General features: G+C 67.9%; 19 protein-coding genes. 18 read left to right on the forward strand and 1 reads right to left on the reverse strand.

Annotation, left to right across the window (positions count from 1 at the left end):
* The first annotated feature begins 31 nt into the window (after nucleotides 1–31).
* The 11 genes from pgsA to ACWETB_RS08415 all read left to right on the forward strand — a co-directional run bounded on the left by pgsA (nucleotide 32) and on the right by ACWETB_RS08415 (nucleotide 9,527).
* Nucleotides 32–745 carry a phosphatidylinositol phosphate synthase gene (pgsA, locus tag ACWETB_RS08365; RefSeq protein WP_449742978.1) on the forward strand — a complete coding sequence of 238 codons (714 nt, stop codon included), beginning with the start codon at nucleotides 32–34 and terminating at the stop codon, nucleotides 743–745.
* On the forward strand, nucleotides 738–1,655 hold the full coding sequence (locus ACWETB_RS08370) for a phosphatidylinositol mannoside acyltransferase (RefSeq protein WP_452210502.1): 918 nt from the start codon (nucleotides 738–740) through the stop codon (nucleotides 1,653–1,655). The genes pgsA and ACWETB_RS08370 overlap by 8 nt, the downstream gene beginning before the upstream one ends.
* Nucleotides 1,652–2,776 carry a glycosyltransferase family 4 protein gene (locus ACWETB_RS08375; RefSeq protein ID WP_452210504.1) on the forward strand — a complete coding sequence of 375 codons (1,125 nt, stop codon included), beginning with the start codon at nucleotides 1,652–1,654 and terminating at the stop codon, nucleotides 2,774–2,776. The genes ACWETB_RS08370 and ACWETB_RS08375 overlap by 4 nt, the downstream gene beginning before the upstream one ends.
* 61 nt (nucleotides 2,777–2,837) lie before the next feature.
* Nucleotides 2,838–3,359: an NUDIX hydrolase gene (locus tag ACWETB_RS08380; RefSeq protein ID WP_449742975.1), complete on the forward strand. Its 522-nt coding sequence runs from the start codon at nucleotides 2,838–2,840 to the stop codon at nucleotides 3,357–3,359.
* A gap of 206 nt (nucleotides 3,360–3,565) precedes the next feature.
* Complete coding sequence (gene pdxS, locus ACWETB_RS08385; protein WP_449743008.1) at nucleotides 3,566–4,414, forward strand: pyridoxal 5'-phosphate synthase lyase subunit PdxS; 849 nt, start codon at nucleotides 3,566–3,568, stop codon at nucleotides 4,412–4,414.
* An 81-nt stretch (nucleotides 4,415–4,495) separates the two neighbouring features.
* Nucleotides 4,496–5,494, forward strand: coding sequence for a PP2C family protein-serine/threonine phosphatase (locus ACWETB_RS08390; protein ID WP_452210507.1), 999 nt, complete (start codon nucleotides 4,496–4,498; stop codon nucleotides 5,492–5,494).
* A gap of 14 nt (nucleotides 5,495–5,508) precedes the next feature.
* Nucleotides 5,509–6,261, forward strand: coding sequence for an FHA domain-containing protein (locus ACWETB_RS08395; protein ID WP_348803644.1), 753 nt, complete (start codon nucleotides 5,509–5,511; stop codon nucleotides 6,259–6,261).
* A gap of 436 nt (nucleotides 6,262–6,697) precedes the next feature.
* Nucleotides 6,698–7,138, forward strand: coding sequence for a response regulator transcription factor (locus ACWETB_RS08400; protein ID WP_348803645.1), 441 nt, complete (start codon nucleotides 6,698–6,700; stop codon nucleotides 7,136–7,138).
* A gap of 71 nt (nucleotides 7,139–7,209) precedes the next feature.
* On the forward strand, nucleotides 7,210–8,064 hold the full coding sequence (locus ACWETB_RS08405) for an acyl-CoA thioesterase (protein ID WP_348803646.1): 855 nt from the start codon (nucleotides 7,210–7,212) through the stop codon (nucleotides 8,062–8,064).
* Complete coding sequence (gene pdxT, locus ACWETB_RS08410) at nucleotides 8,061–8,663, forward strand: pyridoxal 5'-phosphate synthase glutaminase subunit PdxT (RefSeq protein ID WP_452210509.1); 603 nt, start codon at nucleotides 8,061–8,063, stop codon at nucleotides 8,661–8,663. The genes ACWETB_RS08405 and pdxT overlap by 4 nt, the downstream gene beginning before the upstream one ends.
* 111 nt (nucleotides 8,664–8,774) lie before the next feature.
* Nucleotides 8,775–9,527, forward strand: a complete 753-nt coding sequence (locus ACWETB_RS08415; protein WP_348803648.1) for a YebC/PmpR family DNA-binding transcriptional regulator — start codon at nucleotides 8,775–8,777, stop codon at nucleotides 9,525–9,527.
* A gap of 48 nt (nucleotides 9,528–9,575) precedes the next feature.
* Here ACWETB_RS08415 and ACWETB_RS08420 read toward each other — a convergent pair whose 3' ends face one another.
* On the reverse strand, nucleotides 9,576–10,184 hold the full coding sequence (locus tag ACWETB_RS08420) for a hypothetical protein (protein WP_452210511.1): 609 nt from the start codon (nucleotides 10,182–10,184) through the stop codon (nucleotides 9,576–9,578).
* Nucleotides 10,185–10,296: 112 nt separating this feature from the next.
* Between ACWETB_RS08420 and ruvC the strand changes: the two genes are divergently transcribed.
* The 7 genes from ruvC to ACWETB_RS08455 all read left to right on the forward strand — a co-directional run bounded on the left by ruvC (nucleotide 10,297) and on the right by ACWETB_RS08455 (nucleotide 18,156).
* Nucleotides 10,297–10,866, forward strand: a complete 570-nt coding sequence (ruvC, locus tag ACWETB_RS08425; RefSeq protein WP_449743007.1) for a crossover junction endodeoxyribonuclease RuvC — start codon at nucleotides 10,297–10,299, stop codon at nucleotides 10,864–10,866.
* The gene (gene ruvA / locus ACWETB_RS08430) at nucleotides 10,863–11,462 is read left to right on the forward strand and encodes a Holliday junction branch migration protein RuvA (RefSeq protein ID WP_449742973.1); all 600 of its coding nucleotides are present in this window, start codon (nucleotides 10,863–10,865) and stop codon (nucleotides 11,460–11,462) included. Before ruvC ends, ruvA begins: the two co-directional genes overlap by 4 nt.
* Nucleotides 11,459–12,559, forward strand: coding sequence for a Holliday junction branch migration DNA helicase RuvB (ruvB, locus tag ACWETB_RS08435; RefSeq protein ID WP_449742972.1), 1,101 nt, complete (start codon nucleotides 11,459–11,461; stop codon nucleotides 12,557–12,559). The genes ruvA and ruvB overlap by 4 nt, the downstream gene beginning before the upstream one ends.
* A 183-nt stretch (nucleotides 12,560–12,742) precedes the next feature.
* Nucleotides 12,743–13,162: a preprotein translocase subunit YajC gene (yajC, locus tag ACWETB_RS08440; protein WP_452210514.1), complete on the forward strand. Its 420-nt coding sequence runs from the start codon at nucleotides 12,743–12,745 to the stop codon at nucleotides 13,160–13,162.
* 154 nt (nucleotides 13,163–13,316) lie between these two features.
* Nucleotides 13,317–15,194 carry a protein translocase subunit SecD gene (secD, locus tag ACWETB_RS08445; RefSeq protein WP_452210516.1) on the forward strand — a complete coding sequence of 626 codons (1,878 nt, stop codon included), beginning with the start codon at nucleotides 13,317–13,319 and terminating at the stop codon, nucleotides 15,192–15,194.
* Nucleotides 15,191–16,411, forward strand: coding sequence for a protein translocase subunit SecF (gene secF / locus ACWETB_RS08450; RefSeq protein WP_449742970.1), 1,221 nt, complete (start codon nucleotides 15,191–15,193; stop codon nucleotides 16,409–16,411). Before secD ends, secF begins: the two co-directional genes overlap by 4 nt.
* Before the next feature lie 32 nt (nucleotides 16,412–16,443).
* A complete protein-coding gene (locus tag ACWETB_RS08455) occupies nucleotides 16,444–18,156 on the forward strand; it encodes an ABC transporter substrate-binding protein (RefSeq protein WP_452210573.1) in 1,713 nt (570 codons plus the stop codon).
* Nucleotides 18,157–18,192 lie beyond the last annotated feature (36 nt).

Here is an 18,192-nt window from a genome sequence, read left to right on the forward strand (position 1 = left end):
CCTCGCGTACCGGGCGGGAAGGAGTACATCGGTGCTGAGCATCCTGGGCCGCGCTTCGGTGTCGAAGGTGACCCTGCCGATCGGTCGCGCCCTGCTGCGTACCGGGCTCACACCCGACATGATGACGGTGATCGGCACCGTCGCCACGATCGCTGCGGCGGTGACCCTGTTCCCGATGGGGCATCTGTTCATCGGCACCCTGGTCATCTGGCTGTTCGTGATGTTCGACATGCTCGACGGTGCGATGGCCCGTGCCCGCGGTGGTGGCACCCGCTTCGGTTCGGTGCTCGACGCCACCTGCGACCGCATCGCCGACGGCGCGATCTTCGCCGGACTGGCCTGGTGGTGCGTGTGGACCGAGCCGCATCAGTTGCTGTTCATCGCCACGCTGATCTGCCTGGTCACCTCGCAGGTGATCTCCTACGCCAAGGCCCGCGCCGAGGCGGCCGGGCTGTACGGCGACGGTGGCCTCATCGAACGGCCCGATCGCCTCATCATCGTGTTGGTCGGTGCGGGATTCACCGGTCTGGGTCTGTGGTGGGCGATCCACGTGGCGATGTGGCTGCTCGCTGTGGGCAGCGTGATCACGGTGGGTCAGCGGATGTTCTCGATCGCCGCCTCGCCGGGGGCGCGGGAGTTGATTCCGCTGGCCGCGCCGGCCGCTCCGGACAGCGATGCCGGGGACTCCGGCGGCAACGGCACCGCCGGTACCGCGGGCACCGACTCCACCGGCGCCGATGCTTGAGCGTGTCCGCGCGGAGCTGACCGACCTGGGGTATCGGGCCGGCTGGGCGGGGGTACGCCACGCACCCGACTGTCTTGCGCGGGCGTTGTTCGACCGTGGCGGGGCGTTCGCCGGGCGCCGCGACGGCGGCCCGGAACAGTTGCGGCGCAACCTGGCCCGCGTGATCGGGACGCCTCCCGCGCAGGTACCCGACGACCTTGTCGAGGACGCCATGCGCTCCTACGCGCGGTACTGGTACGAGGCATTCCGTCTACCGGCGCAGGATTTCGTCGCCACCGCCGCCACGGTCGACGTACCCGCCGACGACCAGGTTCGTCTCGACGCCATCCTCGATCGCGGAAAGGGTGCGATCCTGGCGTTGCCGCACACCGGGAACTGGGACATGGCCGGGGTTTGGCTGGTCCAGAATCGGGGCAACTTCGCCACCGTCGCCGAACGCCTGAATCCGGAGTCGCTGTTCCGGCGGTTCGTCGAGTACCGCGAGTCGCTGGGTTTCGAGATCTTCCCGCTCTCCGGGGGCGAACAACCCCCGTTCGGCCTGCTCGCGCAGCGTCTGCGGGCCGGCGGCATCGTCTGTTTGCTCGGTGAACGCGACATCGCCCGCCATGGCGTGCCGGTCACCTTCTTCGGTGAGCGCACCCGGATGCCCGCCGGGTCGGCGCGGCTGGCGATCGAGACCGGCGCCGGCCTGCTGCCGGTGCATCATTGGTTCACCGAGGCGCCGTATTCGCAGATCAGCTGTGGTCAGGAGATCGACGTGTCGGTCGGCGTCGAGGCCGCCACCCAGGCGCTGGCCGATGCCTTCGCCGCCAACATCGCCGCGCACCCGACCGACTGGCACATGTTGCAGCCACTGTGGGAGGCCGACTGGACCGACCGCCAGCGCGCCCGGGTGCAGGGGGCCACATGAGAATCGGGATGGTGTGCCCGTACTCCTTCGACGTCCCCGGCGGTGTCCAGGCACACGTCGTGGAACTGGCCCAGGTGTTCATCGAGCGCGGCCACTTCGTGAGTGTGATCGCGCCGACCGATCACGCCGACGAGCTACCCGACTACGTGGTCGCGGGCGGGCGCGCCCTGGCGATCCCGTATAACGGGTCGGTCTCGCGAGTGAACTTCAGCCCCAACGGATATCGGCGCCTGCGCCGCTGGATCGCCGACAACCATTTCGATGTTCTGCATGTGCACGAACCGAATTCACCCAGTCTGTCGATGATGGCGCTGATGGTGGCATCCGGTCCGATCGTCGTGACATTCCACACCTCGACGTCACGATCGTTGTGGCTCAGCACTTTTCAGGGTGCCCTGCGCCCGTACCACGAACGGATCGCGGGCAAGATCGCGGTCAGTGAACTCGCCCGTCGCTGGCAGATGGAGTCCCTCGGCTCCGATGCGGTCGAGATTCCCAACGGCGTCGACGTGGCGTCATTCGCGACTGCCCAACCGCTCGACGGTTATCCGTGGCCGGGGCGGTCGGTGCTGTTCCTGGGACGCTTCGACGAACCCCGCAAGGGCATCGACATCCTGATGCGGGCGCTGCCGACGGTCGTCGCGGCCTTCCCCGACCTGCGGGTGCTGGTGGTCGGCGGTGGCAATCAGAAGGCGTTGCGGCGGCGGGCCGGCGACCTCGCCGATCACCTCGTGTTCCTCGGGCAGGTCGACGACGACACGAAGGCGCGGGCGTTGGCATCGACCGACGTGTACTGCGCCCCGAATCTGGGCGGTGAGAGTTTCGGCATCGTGCTGGTGGAGGCCATGGCCGCGGGCGCGGCGGTCGTCGCGAGCAAGCTCGATGCGTTCCGGCGGGTGCTCGACGACGGGCGGGCAGGCACCCTGGTCGGCGTCGGCGCCGCCGACGAACTGGCCGAGGCCATCGTGGGCCTGCTCTCCGACGACGACGCCCGCGCCGCGCAGGTGGCGGCCGGTCGCGCGCGAGCGGATCGGTACGACTGGTCGCGGGTCGCCGACCAGATCATGCGCGTCTACGAGACGGTCACCGTGGGCGCCGGGTCCGTCGTGGTGTCGGACTGATGTGCGGTGACGACATCGCCGCCGGCCATCGCGGCGCGACCGGGATCCAGGGAGGGCGATCATGTCGACGGCTGTGACCGTGCTCCTCGTCGTGGCGACCATCGTGGTGGTCATCGTCGGTGGCTGGGCCTACGGGCGCGCCAATCGACTCGACCGCCTCAATGTCCGCGTCGACCTCGCCTGGCAGGCACTGGAGGCGGCGCTGGAACGGCGGACCGTCGTCGTGCGGGCGATCGCCGCTTGGATGGACGACTCCGGTGACGCCGACACCCGTGCCGCCGCCCGGACGCTGGTCGCGCGTGCCGATGCCGCCGAACACGCCGCGCGGGATCGGCGCGAGGACGCCGAGAACGAACTGTCGGTGGCCCTGGGGCACCGCGATCCCGCCGCGCGCCCACCGGCGCTGGTGGCCGAACTCGCCGACGCCGAAACCCGGGTGATGATGGCGCGACGCTTCTACAACGATGCCGTCCGTGACACCCGCAGCCTCGCCGACCGTCGGCTCGTGCGGCTGCTGCGACTCGGGGGCACGGCCAAACGACCCGAGTACTTCGAGATCGTCGAGCGGGTGACCCCGAGCTGAACCTCGGCGCTGTTTGCCCGATTGCGTCGGCACCGTCGTCCGGCGTCCGGACCGGCGATCATCATCCAATGACCCTCGCCTATCCTGGATCGGAGACGTTCGCGGCGCGCGGACATGCGAGAACGAGAAGCAGGAGAGCATCAGTGAGCCAACCGAACACCCCCATCACGGAATCAGGTCTGGGGACTGCCCGGGTCAAGCGGGGAATGGCCGAGATGCTCAAGGGCGGCGTCATCATGGACGTGGTCACACCCGACCAGGCCAAGATCGCCGAGGATGCCGGTGCGGTGGCGGTCATGGCCCTCGAGCGTGTGCCCGCCGACATCCGCGCCCAGGGTGGGGTGTCGCGGATGAGTGATCCCGACATGATCGACGGAATCATCAGCGCGGTGTCCATCCCGGTGATGGCCAAGGCGCGCATCGGGCACTTCGTCGAGGCCCAGATTCTGCAGAGCCTCGGCGTGGACTACATCGACGAGTCCGAGGTGCTCACCCCGGCCGACTACGCGAACCACATCGACAAGTTCGCCTTCACGGTTCCGTTCGTCTGTGGTGCGACCAATCTCGGTGAGGCACTTCGACGTATCACCGAGGGCGCGGCGATGATCCGCTCGAAGGGCGAGGCCGGCACCGGCGACGTGTCCAACGCGACGACCCACATGCGCAAGATCCGCGACGAGATCCGTCGCCTGACCTCCCTGCCCGCCGACGAGCTCTACGTCGCGGCGAAGGAACTGCAGGCGCCGTATGAGCTGGTCGTCGAGGTCGCGCGAGCCGGCAAGCTGCCCGTGACGTTGTTCACCGCCGGTGGCATCGCCACACCGGCCGACGCCGCGATGATGATGCAACTCGGTGCCGAGGGCGTGTTCGTCGGTTCGGGCATCTTCAAGTCCGGCAACCCCGCGCAGCGCGCGGCGGCCATCGTGCAGGCCACCACCTTCCACGACGACCCGGATGTGCTCGCCAAGGTCTCCCGCGGCTTGGGGGAGGCGATGGTCGGCATCAACGTCGACGACATCCCGGCTCCGCACCGCCTCGCCGAGCGCGGTTGGTAGCGGCGCCAGTCGGATGAACAGCGTCAACTCGGTGTGGCCTGCTGACTGTTTCGGCGTCGGCGCCGGTAGGATCTGCTGACCATGGATTCGGTGAGCATCGTCCGTGATGCGGCGACGGCGGGCACCCATTTCGTCCAGAATTTGCGGCTGGAATGGGCGGTGCGCTGCAGCGTCGGTCGGGTGCGGGAAACCAACGAGGACGCTGCGCTGGTGATGCCGGGCAAGTACCTGCTCGCCGACGGCATGGGGGGCCACGACAGCGGTGAACTGGCCAGCGAGGCCGCCCTGCTCACCCTGTCGGCGGCCGACGGTGCCGGGGAACTGATCGAGACCCAGAAATCACTGATCGATCTGCTCGACGAGGCGCAGACGCGTATCTCGGAGATCGAGACCTCGTCGGAACGCCGGGCCGGGACCACCACCACCGGGGCGTTGCTGGTGACCGTCGAGGGTGAACCGCACTGGCTGATCCTCAACATCGGGGATTCCCGGACCTACCGGTATCAGCACGGCACCCTGCAACAGCTCACCCGCGATCACTCGCAGGTCCAGGACTTCATCGACGCGGGTTTCCTGACGCCCGAGGCGGCGCGAACCGATCCGCGCCGCAACGTGATCACCCGTGCCCTCGGTGCGGGGATGATCGATCCGGTGGCCGACTACTTCAGCACCGTCGCCTTACCCGGTGACATCCTGCTGATGTGCTCGGACGGGCTGACCGGGGAACTGCCTGACGACGAGATCGCGCGGATCCTCGGTGACGCCGACACCGCCGAACGCGCTGCCGACGACCTCGTCGAGGCAGCCCTCGAACTCGGCGCCCACGACAATGTGACCGTCATCGTCGTCGAGGTCCACGAGTCGGTGGCCACGCTGCAGATACCGATCGTCGACGGGGAGGAATCGGAGGCCGATGCGTCGGATGCGTCCGACACGCCGATGACCGCGGACGACGCCGGGCCGAGCGAAACCGAGCCGGACGAAACCGATTCGGTCACCTCGGATTCCGAGACGGCTTCGGACGGGACGGATGATTCCGATGACGACGCACCGGACGCCGCGCCGACAACGGAGAAATGATCGGGACGAGTTGAATGGTTCCTGAGTACGAACCCACCGGGAGCGGCACATCGGTACCGCCGGGGATGACGTACGTCGACTACTGCGGCGAGCGATTTCCGCTGCCCGGGGACCGTCGATTCACCATCGGTCGTGAGGCCGATCTCTCCGTCGATGACAATCCATATCTCCATCGTCGATTTCTGTTGCTGCACAACGAAAACGGACTGTGGTGGCTCACCAATCTCGGCAGTCACCTGTCGGCGAGTGTGTCCGCCGGCGACGTCGGATTCTCCGCGACCCTCGGGCCGGGGGCGCGTATGCCGCTCGTGTTCGGGGAGACCACCGTCGTGTTCACCGCCGGACCCACCACTTACGAGCTGATCGTCTACGCGACGGCGCCGCAGGTGCGGCCGGTCACCGAACAGTCCTTCGCCGTCGGACGCACCACCGAGGGCGTGCCGATGCTCACCGAGAGTCAGAAGCTGCTCATCGTGGTGCTGGCCGAGGAGATCCTGCGTCGTGAGGGCACCGGTGCCAGCGCGATCCCGTCGTCGGCGAAAGCCGCTGCCCGACTGGGCTGGCCGCTGACGAAGTTCAACCGCAAACTCGACAACGTCTGCGACAAACTCGATCAACTCGGGGTCAGCGGGATGCGTGCCGGTGGCGGAAAGCTCGCGAGCAATCGTCGGGCACGGCTGATCGAGTACGCCATCTCCTCGCGCATCGTGACCCGCGACGATCTCCCGTTGATCGACGAGGAAGCGGCCCGCAACGCCGCGAGCTGACGGCGCTCTCGGACACGTTGACGGCGCTCTGAGGCGCGTTGACAGCGCTGTCGGACACGTTGACGGCGCCCGGTATCCGGTTGACCGCACTCTCGGACACGGTGACCGCGCTCAGGCTTCTTGAGGTTAAGCGCTGTCAACGTTGTGGTGAGCGCTGTCAACGTTGTGGTGAGCGCTGTCAACGTTGTGGCGGTTCCGTGTCCGAGTTGAGGGAATGACAGGGGAGCGCAGTGGGTAGTCGCGATGGGGACCATGGGTATGGTCCGGGAATCTCGTCCGAGCACCCCCTCTGACCTGCACGTATTCCATGGGTAGAACTACCCATGGGCAGGGGAGTTCTCCCCATCGACCTTCTTGCGAAACGCTCATAACGTCTTGTGTATCGGGTAACCGAGCCCACCAACCAGAAGACACACGACACGCACAGGAGCACACGATGACCGCAGTTGTTTCGCACATCCCCGCCGGCAACCTCGCCCAGGCCGCCCGTCGTCGCGCCGAGGCCGATCGGCGTCGCACCGAGGCTCTGGCCCGTCTGGCCGCACGTCGGATGCCGCTGCCCGGTCAGCAGGCCGCTCCCGTCGCCGAGCCCCGGATTCACCTGGTCCCCGAGGCCCGCGAGCCGCAGGCCCCCGAGGTCCCGGAGCTGCCGCGCCCGAACCTGACCACCCGTGAGGTCGAGGTGCTGCGTACCTGGCTGATGGTCGACTCCAAGCCCGCGGTCGCGCAGGAACTGTTCATCTCCCTGGGCACCGTGAACACCCACCTGACCCGTATCCGCGCCAAGTACGCCGAACTCGGCCGCACCGCGCCGACCAAGGCGGCGCTCGTGGCCCGCGCGGTGCAGGACGGACTGGTTCGTCTCGACGAGCTGTGACAGGGACGCGGCGTCGCAACCGGGTTGACGCCGCGTCGCAGGGTCCGGGCACGGTGCGCGATACTTGTCCGGTGGCAGACATCGAGGACATCCTGCGCGTCGAGCGCATCGAGACCGACATCTACCGGGGTGGGGCGTTCGAGAGCCATCTCCAGCGGACCTTCGGCGGACAGGTTGCCGGGCAATCGTTGGTCTCGGCGACTCGCACCGTCGGCGACGAGTTCGCGGTGCATTCGCTCCACGGGTACTTCCTCCGCCCGGGCAATCCCGACATCCCAGCGGTCTTCCTCGTCGACCGCGTCCGCGACGGACGGTCCTTTGCCACCAGGCGCGTGACCGGAATCCAGAACGGCGAGGCCATCTTCACCATGTCCGCGTCCTTCCACGTGACCAGCGATCACGGCATCGAACACCAGGACCGGATGCCCCCGGCGCCGAATCCCGACGAATTGCCGGATCGCGCAGACGATCTGAGCGTCGAGGAACAGGCGGTCCTGCGGGAGTGGACGAACTTCGACATCCGGGTCGTGCCGGCCGAGCAGATGATCACCAACGAGTATTTCGCCGCGCAGCAGCGGGTGTGGTTCCGCTACCGCCATCCCTTGCCCGACGACCAGACGATCCACGTGTGCACGCTGGCCTACATGAGCGACATGACTCTGCTCGGATCGTCACGGGTGCCCCATCCCGACGTGACGCCGCAGGTCGCCTCCCTCGATCACGCCATGTGGTTTCTGCGCCCCTTCCGCGCCGATGAGTGGCTGCTCTACGACCAGACCTCGCCGTCGGCCGGCGGTGGGCGAGCCCTCACGCAGGGACGCATCTTCGACCGTGCCGGCCAGATGGTCGCCGCGGTCACCCAAGAGGGGCTGACCCGACTCGGCCGCACCATGCCCGCCGACCAGCACGCGCGGCAGGAGCGGTGAGCGCGCCTCGTATCGGTGTGCTGGCTCTGCAGGGGGATGTGCGTGAGCATCTGGCCGCGCTGACCGAGGCAGGTGCCGACGCGCTCGCCGTCCGCCGACGTGCCGAACTCGACTCCGTCGACGGCCTGGTCATCCCGGGTGGGGAGTCGACGACGATGAGTAAATTGCTCGGGGTGTTCGACCTCTACGGTCCGCTCCGGCAGCGCCTTGCCGAGGGCATGCCCGCGTACGGATCGTGCGCCGGCATGATCATGCTGGCGTCGTCGATCCTGGACACCCGGGCCGACGCACGCCACCTCGACGCTCTCGACATCACCGTGCGGCGCAACGCTTTCGGACGTCAGGTTGAGTCCTTCGAGACCGATCTCGAGGTAGCCGGGATCACCGACGCGACCCTCATGCGTGCGGTGTTCATCCGGGCACCCTGGGTCGAATCGACCGGCGACGGCGTCGAGGTCCTCGCCCGTGTCCCGGACGGTCCCGCGGCCGGCCGGGTGGTCGCGGTACGCCAGGGTGATGTCCTCGCCACGTCCTTCCATCCGGAGGTCACCGGCGACAGACGTGTGCATGCCTACTTCGTCGACATGGTCCGCCGGTAGACTCACCTGTCAGGTTGTGCGCCCACGACCGTGATACCGGTCACGGCTGGGGTGGCGCACTGAGTCATCGAGAGTTGGGCACGTCAGTGCCGGAAGGATCGGGTAGAGCGTATGAGCGGCCATTCCAAATGGGCCACCACCAAGCACAAGAAGGCCGTCATCGATGCCAAGCGCGGCAAGATGTTCGCCAAGTTGATCAAGAACATCGAGGTCGCGGCGCGAACCGGTGGTGGCGATCCGGCGGGCAATCCGACGCTCTATGACGCGATCCAGAAGGCCAAGAAGAGCTCGGTACCCAATGACAACATCGAACGCGCACGCAAGCGCGGCGGCGGCGAAGAGGCGGGCGGCGCCGACTGGCAGACCATCACCTACGAGGGCTACGGGCCCAACGGCGTCGCGATCCTGATCGAGTGCCTCACCGACAACCGCAATCGTGCGGCCGGCGAGGTGCGCACGGCGATGACCCGCAACGGCGGCAACATGGCGGATCCGGGTTCGGTGGCGTACCTGTTCACCCGCAAGGGTGTGGTGACGCTCGAGAAGGCCGGGCAGTCCGAGGACGACGTGCTGATGGCCGTTCTGGATGCCGGGGCCGAAGAGGTCAACGACCTCGGTGAGACCTTCGAGGTGGTCAGCGAACCCACCGATTTGGTGGCCGTACGCACCGCACTGCAGGACGCCGGCATCGACTACGAATCCGCCGAGGCCGATTTCCGGGCGTCGGTGGAGGTTCCCGTGGACGCCGAGGGTGCCCGCAAGGTGTTCAAGCTGATCGACGCGCTCGAGGACTCCGACGACGTGCAGAACGTCTACAGCAATGTTGACGTGAGCGACGAGGTGCTCGCCGAACTCGACGCCTGACCCGACCGGCGCGCTCGACATGCACCCGGCGATGCCGGACTCCCGGTGTCATCGGATGGCGATGGCCGGTCGTTCGGGATGGTCGTAGCGCACCTCGATGTCGGGCGGCGGCCCGAGTTCCTGCTGCTCCATGAGCGCGGCGATCGTCCAGTGCTCGTCCGGCGGCAACCGTCGACGCAGCGTGGGCGGGCTCATCCGCAGTGCGATGCCCAGATCGAGGTCGAGATCCTCGCGCAGCACCATGGGGCCGGCGACGAGAAGTATCTGGTCGTCGGTCGCGTGCTGCCGTTGATCGCGAAAAGATCTGTCGGAGTGGCCATCCCAGAGTCGCGGCAGCCACCGTCGATGGTGTCGGAGACCGTCGAGCACCTCGCGGCGCAGGGCCGGGTAGTCGTACCACGACGTCCGGAAGCTCTCGACGTCGTGGGCACCCCACTCCAGCCGGAGGGATGCGGGACGGAGGTAATCGATCACCCGGATCACCGCGGCGGCACGGCCGCGCGCCCGCAGAGTCGCCGCGATGGCCTCGGCGATCGATTCCGGCCGGGCCGGCGACGCGCCGTCGACGCCGACGATCGACGCGCCGTCGAGGTCCAGGCAGGTCTGCGCGCACATCTCGACGAGACCATCGGGATCGATCGGGGTGTAATGCGTCATCACCGGACATTCTCCCCGGCGCGAATCGGGGTCGTGTCGATCCGTTGCATTGTCGGTGGCCGCCGGTAGCATCTCGAACAGCTGTTCGTCTTGCGGAGAGAGGTGTGTGACCGTGCGGGTGATGGGCGTCGACCCGGGCTTGACCCGGTGTGGCATCGCGCTGGTCGAGTCGGGGAGTGGTCGGCAGGTGACCGCCCTCGACGTCGACGTGGTGCGCACGCCCACCGACATGGACCTGGCGCAACGACTGCTCGCGGTCTACTCCGCCGCCTGCCATTGGCTCGACGTCCATCAGCCCGACGTGGTCGCGATCGAGCGGGTCTTCGCGCAGAACCAGGTGTCCACCGCGATGGGTACGGCGCAGGCGGGTGGGGTGATCGCGCTCGCCGCCGGACAACGTGATGTGCCCGTCCGATTTCACACGCCGTCGGAGGTGAAGGCCGCGGTGACCGGCAACGGCCGCGCCGACAAATCCCAGGTCACCTCGATGGTGACGCGCATCCTCGGGATGCAGACCAAACCGCGTCCGGCCGATGCCGCCGACGCCCTGGCCCTCGCCATCTGTCACTGCTGGCGTGGCCCGATGATCGAGCGCATGGCGCAGGCGCAACAACGCGCCGACGAGATCGCTCGGACGCACCGTCGCCGGGTGGCGGCGGCCCAACAAGGGAGAAAGCGATGATCGCCTCGGTACGGGGGCCGGTGCTGGAGGTAGCGCTCGATCACGTCGTCCTCGACTGCGCCGGAGTCGGCTATCGCGTCCTGGCCACACCCGACACGTTGTCGCGGCTGCGCCGGGGTGAGGAGGCGACGCTGCTGACCTCGATGATCGTCCGTGAGGACTCGATGACCCTGTACGGGTTCACCGAGCCCGACGCCCGAGCCCTGTTCGCGCTGCTGCAGACAGTCACCGGGGTCGGGCCCCGACTCGCGATGGCGACCCTTGCGGTCCTCGAACCCGACGCGCTGCGGCGGGCGCTGGCCGATTCCGACACCAAGGCGCTGACCTCGGTGCCCGGTATCGGCAAGCGGGTGGCCGAACGTCTCGTCGTGGAACTGCGTGACAAGGTCGACCGGCCGGTCGCCGACACCGCGACGGCGTCGGGTGCGGTCGGCGCGGGTGGGATCGCCGGGCAGGTCACCGAGGCACTCATCGGACTCGGATTCACCGCGGCCCCCGCGGAGAAGGCGGTCGCGTCGGTGCTGGCCGAGTCGCCCGACGCCGACGCATCCGCGGCGTTGCGTCGATCTCTGGCCCTGCTGGGGAAGACGGCATGAGCGGCGAGTATCCCGAGCAGGCGGGACCCGAGGAGGAACGCGAGGTCAGCGCGCTGCCGGTGCGCGCCGACGGCGATTTCGACGCCGGGTTGCGGCCGCGGTCCCTGGCCGATTTCATCGGTCAGCCCCGCGTGTGCGAACAACTCGAACTCGTGCTGCACGGGGCGAAGAAGCGGGGGAGCACCCCCGACCACATCCTGCTGTCGGGTCCACCCGGGCTCGGCAAGACCTCGCTGGCGATGATCATCGCCGGGGAGATGGGATCGGCGATCCGGGTGACGTCGGGGCCCGCGCTGGAACGAGCCGGTGATCTCGCGGCGATGCTGTCGAACCTCGTCGAGGGTGACGTCCTGTTCATCGACGAGATCCACCGCATCGCCCGGCCGGCCGAAGAGATGTTGTATCTGGCGATGGAGGACTTCCGGGTCGACGTCGTGGTCGGAAAGGGCCCCGGTGCGACCTCGATTCCGCTCGACGTCGCACCGTTCACGCTGGTCGGGGCGACGACGCGGTCGGGCTCGCTGACCGGGCCGCTGCGTGATCGCTTCGGGTTCACCGCGCACATGGAGTTCTACGAGACCGACGAGCTGGTGCGGGTGCTGCGACGGTCGGCGGGCATCCTCGGTCTCGACCTGCAGGCCGACGCGTCGTCGGAGATCGCGAGCCGGTCACGCGGCACCCCGCGCATCGCCAACCGACTGCTCCGCCGGGTCCGCGACTACGCCGAGGTACGGGGCGACGGGATCATCACCGTCGACATCTCGCGCGCGGCCCTGGCTGTCTACGACGTCGACGAACTCGGCTTCGACCGCCTCGACCGAGCCGTCCTCAACGCCCTGATCAGGGGATTCGGCGGTGGGCCCGTCGGCGTGTCGACGCTGGCCGTCGCGGTCGGCGAAGAACCGGCAACCGTCGAGGAGGTCTGCGAACCGTTCCTGGTCCGGGCCGGGATGGTGGCCCGCACCCCACGCGGGCGGGTGGCCACCGCGGCCGCCTGGCATCACCTCGGCCTGACACCGCCGGCCGGCGCGCTCAACGCCACCTTCGGCGTTCGACCCCGCGACGGCGGAACCGCGTCACTGTTCGACGAGCTGTGATCGGGCAAATCCGGCACCCCGACGGCGGCCACCTCGACATGACGGCCTTAGTGAACCGGTGATGGCCATGGCACACTGGACACAGTGCATGCCGACACACACTTGTCGGCACCCCCGCGACCCGTGGTTCCCACGCAGCGTCACGGGTGACATTCTCGATACGACAAGGACGTTTGTTTCCTGATGACGGAATCTCTGTTTCTCCCGTTGCTGCTGGTCTTGATGGTCGGTTTCATGGTCTTCTCGATGCGCAAGCAGAAGAAGCGTGCGGCCGAGATGCAGGACATGCAGAACTCGGTGCAGACCGGCACCCGCATCCAGCTCTCCAGCGGTCTGTTCGGCACCGTGATCGACGCAACATCGTCGGACTACGTCGACGTGGAGATCGCCACCGGCCTGGTCACACGGTGGAACCGGCTGGCCGTCATGCGTGTCGTCCCGACCGAGGAGGCCGCCGCCACCTACCCCGGCTATGTCCCGCCGTTCGCCCTCGAGGATGACGATGATCACGACCTCGACGACGCGGTTGCCGACGACACCACCTCGGACACCCCGAACCTCAACAAGTCCTCCGACGACAAATCGGCCGATTCCGAGAAGTAGGACATCGGCGTCGCGTGACCCGCGACGCACCTGCCCCGCCCCCGGGATTCCCGGGGGCGGGTGTCTGTGTGCGGGACGCTACAGTGGCCGGGATGATCGCACGTTCCCGCCGACACTGCGCTGATCGACGTTCGTATCAAAGGAGATCGAGTTCGTGAGTTTTTCCCGTGGGGCCGAATCGAAGGGGGCCTCCGCCGACGGAACCGGCGCGAGCGGTCCCACACCGAGCGGACCTGATCCCCGGACGACCGGACCGAAGGGCTCGCGTCGGCGGGCACGTCCGGACTCGGATTCAGCGAAGCCCACCACACGCAAACGGGCCCGGTCATCGGCGCGCGAGATCCCGCCGTGGCAGCCGCTCACCGCATTCGTGGGGTTGCTGGTCCTGGTGTACCTGCTGATCTTCTTCACGGGGGGCGGTTCGCCGGAGCCCAAGCTCGGTATCGACCTGCAGGGCGGCACACGCGTCACCCTGACCGCTCGCACCGACAACGGCCAGGCTCCCAACCGCGATCAGCTCAACCAGGCCAAACAGATCATCGAGCAGCGCGTCAACGGACTCGGCGTCAGCGGCTCGGAGGTCGTGGTCAGTGGCAACAACCTGATCATCACCGTGCCCGGCAAGGACGGCGCGCAGGCCAAGTCGCTGGGCCAGACGGCGCGGCTGTACGTGCGACCGGTCGAACAGCAGACCGCGGCCACCCCGCAGCCCGCCGATCAACAGCAGGATTCCGAGAACTCCGAGAATCTTCCGGCCGATCAGGTCGCCGCCCAGATCACCGAGGCGAAGAAGAACCGGCAGGCCCCCGCGAACTCCAACACCGATGCCCTCGCGGCCTACATGGCCAAGATGGACTGCTCAACCGACGCCAACGATCCGTTGCGTGGCAACGACGATCCCTCCCAGTACCTGGTGGCCTGCTCCACCGACGGCAAGACCGTGTACCTGCTCGGACCGGAGATCATCGACGGCCGCGACATCAAGTCGGCAAGTGCGGGCACCGAACCACAGACCGGTGAGTGGATCGTGAGCCTCGAGTACAAGGGCGACGCGGCGAGCTTCTGGCCCACCTACACCGCACAGAACGTCGGCAAGCAGACCGCCTTCACCCTCGACACCCGGGTCGTCTCGGCACCGGTCATCAATCAGGCGATCACCGGGGCCACCCAGATCAGCGGTAATCCGTTCAGCGAATCCGAGGCCACCGACCTCGCCAATGTGCTCAAGTACGGATCGCTGCCGTTGTCGTTCTCGACCTCCGACGCCGAAACCGTGTCGGCGACCCTGGGATTGTCGTCGTTGCGCGCGGGTCTGCTCGCCGGCGCGATCGGCCTGATCGCGGTGTTGATCTATGCGCTGGCCTACTACCGGATGCTGGGCTTCCTCACCGTGGCGTCGCTGTTGCTGTCACTGGTGATGGTGTACGGCATCATCGTGCTGCTGGGGCGTTGGATCGGCTTCACCCTCGATCTGGCCGGTATCGCCGGTCTGATCATCGGTATCGGCATGACTGCCGACTCCTTTGTCGTCTACTTCGAACGCATCAAGGACGAGATGCGCGAGGGACGAAGTTTCCGGTCGGCGGTACCCCGCGGCTGGGCGTCGGCGCGGCGCACCATCTGGTCGGGCAATGCGGTCAGCTTCCTGGCCGCCGCGGTCATCTACATCCTGGCTGTCGGTGAGGTCCGCGGATTCGCCTTCACCCTGGGTCTGACGACGATCCTCGACATCGTCGTCGTCTTCCTGGTGACCCATCCGCTGGTCGTGCTGGCCAGCCGCTCGGAGTTCCTGTCACGACCCGGCGTCAACGGCCTGGGTGCGGTCAGTGAGGTGGCCCGCAGGCGCCGCACCGAACGCGCCGAGCGGGTGGGCGCGTTGACCGGTGCCGGCGCTCGGGGTGCTGCGACCACCGAGGCGACCTCGGGGTCGCCGAGCCTCACCAAACAACCCGGCACCGCCGGTGCCGGCACCGACCAGGCCTCCGGTGACACGCCGGCCGGCGACGCATCGGCGAAAGGATCGTCGAAATGACCAGCGCCAGTCAGACCACCAACGACACCGACGGCGCGACAACCACCGCCCCGGCGACCGGCAGTGACGCCGACTTCCGGGCCGACACCTCGCGATCTTTCCTGTCGCGGCTCTACACCGGCACCGGCGCCTTCGAGGTCATCGGCAAGCGCCGACAGTGGTACATCGTCACCGCGGTGATCCTGGCGATCTGCGTGATCTCCATCGGCGTGCGTCAGTTCAGCTTCGGCATCGACTTCGAGGGCGGCACCCAGATCTCCATCCCGGTGTCGCAGGGCATCAGCAGCCAGTCCGTGGAGGATGTCGTCGGCAAGGCACTCGGCACCGCACCGGATTCGGTGCAGACCGCGGGGTCCGGTTCCAGTGAGACCGTCCAGGTCCGTACCGACGCGTTGACCCTGGAACAGGCGCGGACGGTGACCGTGGCGCTGACCGACGCCTACGGGCCCGAACTCACCGCGCAGGACGTCAGCATCTCGGAGGTCAGTTCCACCTGGGGCCGCGAGATCACCGAGAAGATGCTCATCGCGCTCGCGGTCTTCCTGGTGATCGTGTTCATCTACATCGCGATCCGCTTCGACCGGGAGATGTCCACCGCCGCGCTGGCAACGCTGTTCTTCGACATCATCGTGACCGCGGGTGTGTACTCGTTGGTCGGATTCGAGGTCACCCCGGCCACCGTCATCGGCCTGCTCACCATCCTCGGCTTCTCGCTCTACGACACGGTGGTGGTGTTCGACAAGGTGTCGGAGAACACCCGTTCGGTCCTGCAGACCACCCGCCGCACCTACGCCGAGCAGGCCAACCTGGCCGTCAACCAGACCCTGATGCGCTCGATCAACACCACCGTCATCTCGGTGCTGCCGATCATCGCGCTCATGGTGATCGCGGTCTGGTTGCTCGGCGTCGGCACGCTCAAGGACCTCGCACTGATCCAGCTGGTCGGTGTGGTGGTCGGTGCGTACTCATCGGTGTTCCTGGCCACGCCGCTGCTGGTCACCCTGAAGGAACGCCGCGAGGACATCTCCCGGCACACCGCCCGGGTGCTCGCGCGCCGCGCCGCGATCGAGAAGGGGGAGGACCCCGACGCCGGTGACTCCGCGGCACGACGACGTCCGGCCCGATCACCCGGGACGCGCCGGGCCGGGGGAGCGCGGCAGGCCGCCGCCGGCGACACCCCCGCCGTGCCGAGCGGAAAACGGCGCCGCACGCGATAGTCTCGGCACTCGTGACGAGGGGTTCGCGCACCATGCGCGGGGACGATGCGCGGTCGACGCGCCGCCGGTCGACGGTGATGCGGCTGCTGGTCGTGGTGGTGGGTGCGGCGCTGGCGGCGACACTGGTGTCGGCGTGCTCCGATCCGCCACCGCCGACCATCGACTATGCGGTCGACGCCAAGCTGAGCACCTACAACGCCAACACCCGGGAGGGCAACGCCAACGGCGTGCTGATGGCCACCACCCGCGTGCTGCCCGGTTTCAGTTACCTCGGCGATGCCGGGCAGGTGACTCCGGACCGTGACATCGGAACCGTGACCCGCGAGCCGGGTGGCCGATTGACGCTGCGCTACGACTTCAACCCGAAAGCGACGTACTCCGACGGCGTCCCGCTGACGTGCGATGAGATCGTGCTGGCCTGGGCCGCGATGAGCGGCCGGTTCGACGACTTCACGCCCGCGACCACCGCCGGCTACCGCGACATCGACTCGGTCGATTGCACCCCCGGAGCGAAAACGGCCACGGTCACGTTCGCGGCCGGGCGTGACTACCAGGACTGGGCATCGCTGTTCGGTGCCGGCACCCTCCTGCCGGCACATGTCGTCGCCCGCGACGCCGGGGTGGCCAACATCGTCGACCCGATCCGCGCGCGCAACCGTGCGGTCATCGAACGGATCGCGAAGTCCTGGAACACCGGGTTCGACTTCACTCCCGGACATTTCGATCGCAGTCGGTTCCCGGCGTCGGGGCCCTACCGATTCGAGAGTTACTCCACCTCCGGCGGCCTCGTGCTGGTGGCGAACGACACCTGGTGGGGTGACCGTCCGGCGGCGTCACGGATCACGATGTGGGGCCGCGGCAACGACGTCGCCCAACGCCTGGCCGACGGCGCGTACGACGTCGCCGATGTGACGGCCGGTCTCGCCGGAGGCCAGGGCGGCCCACGTCCGACCGACGGGGCCGAATCACAGGCACTGGCCGTCGAGGGCCTGGTGCTCTCGGGTCGTGGCGTGTTCGCCGACGTCAGGGTGCGTCGGGCGTTCGCATCCTGCGTGCCCCGCGACGGGCTGGCACGGCAGTTCGGCAGCGGTGCGCAGATGTGGAACATGCGGGTCCTGGCACCTGGTGATGAGTTGGCAGCCTCGCTGAACGGCGAGTTCGGGCGCGAATATCAGCGTCCCGACCTCGGGCGCACCCGAACACTGCTGGCGGAGGCGGCCGGTACCGCCGATGACGGCACCCCGCGTCGGGCGTCGCGCACCGTGCGCATCGGCTACCTGGCGCCCACCCCGCGCTGGAACCAGATGGTCGCCGCGATCAACGCGTCCTGCGCCTCGGCGGGTATCACCGTGACCGACACCGCGTCGTCGGTCACCGGCGTCGGCGGGCTGGGATCGCAGGCGGATGCACTGCTGGTGGCGAGCGGCGCCTCGTTTTCCGCGGCGGGGTCCTCGGATCCGATTCGCGACGCCTATCAGCTGCGTGGCGGCGATCCGCTGAATCTGACGACCCTCAACAACCCGCAGGTCAACACCGCCATCGATCAGCTCGCCGTGGCGGATCTGGAGGCCGAGCGACTCGGCCTGGTCCGCACCATCGAGACCGATGCGTGGGCGCAGGTGGCCTCGATCCCGTTGTTCGCTGCTCCGCGCGTGCGGTATTGGAATGATCAGGTCGACAATGTGGTCGCCGGATTGGGGCGCAACGGGACGGGATGGAACATGGATCGGTGGATGCTGACGTGACGACACTGATGACCCCGCAACCCTGGGAACCGCAAC

The sequence above is a fragment of the Gordonia sp. NPDC003950 genome, from assembly GCF_053605205.1.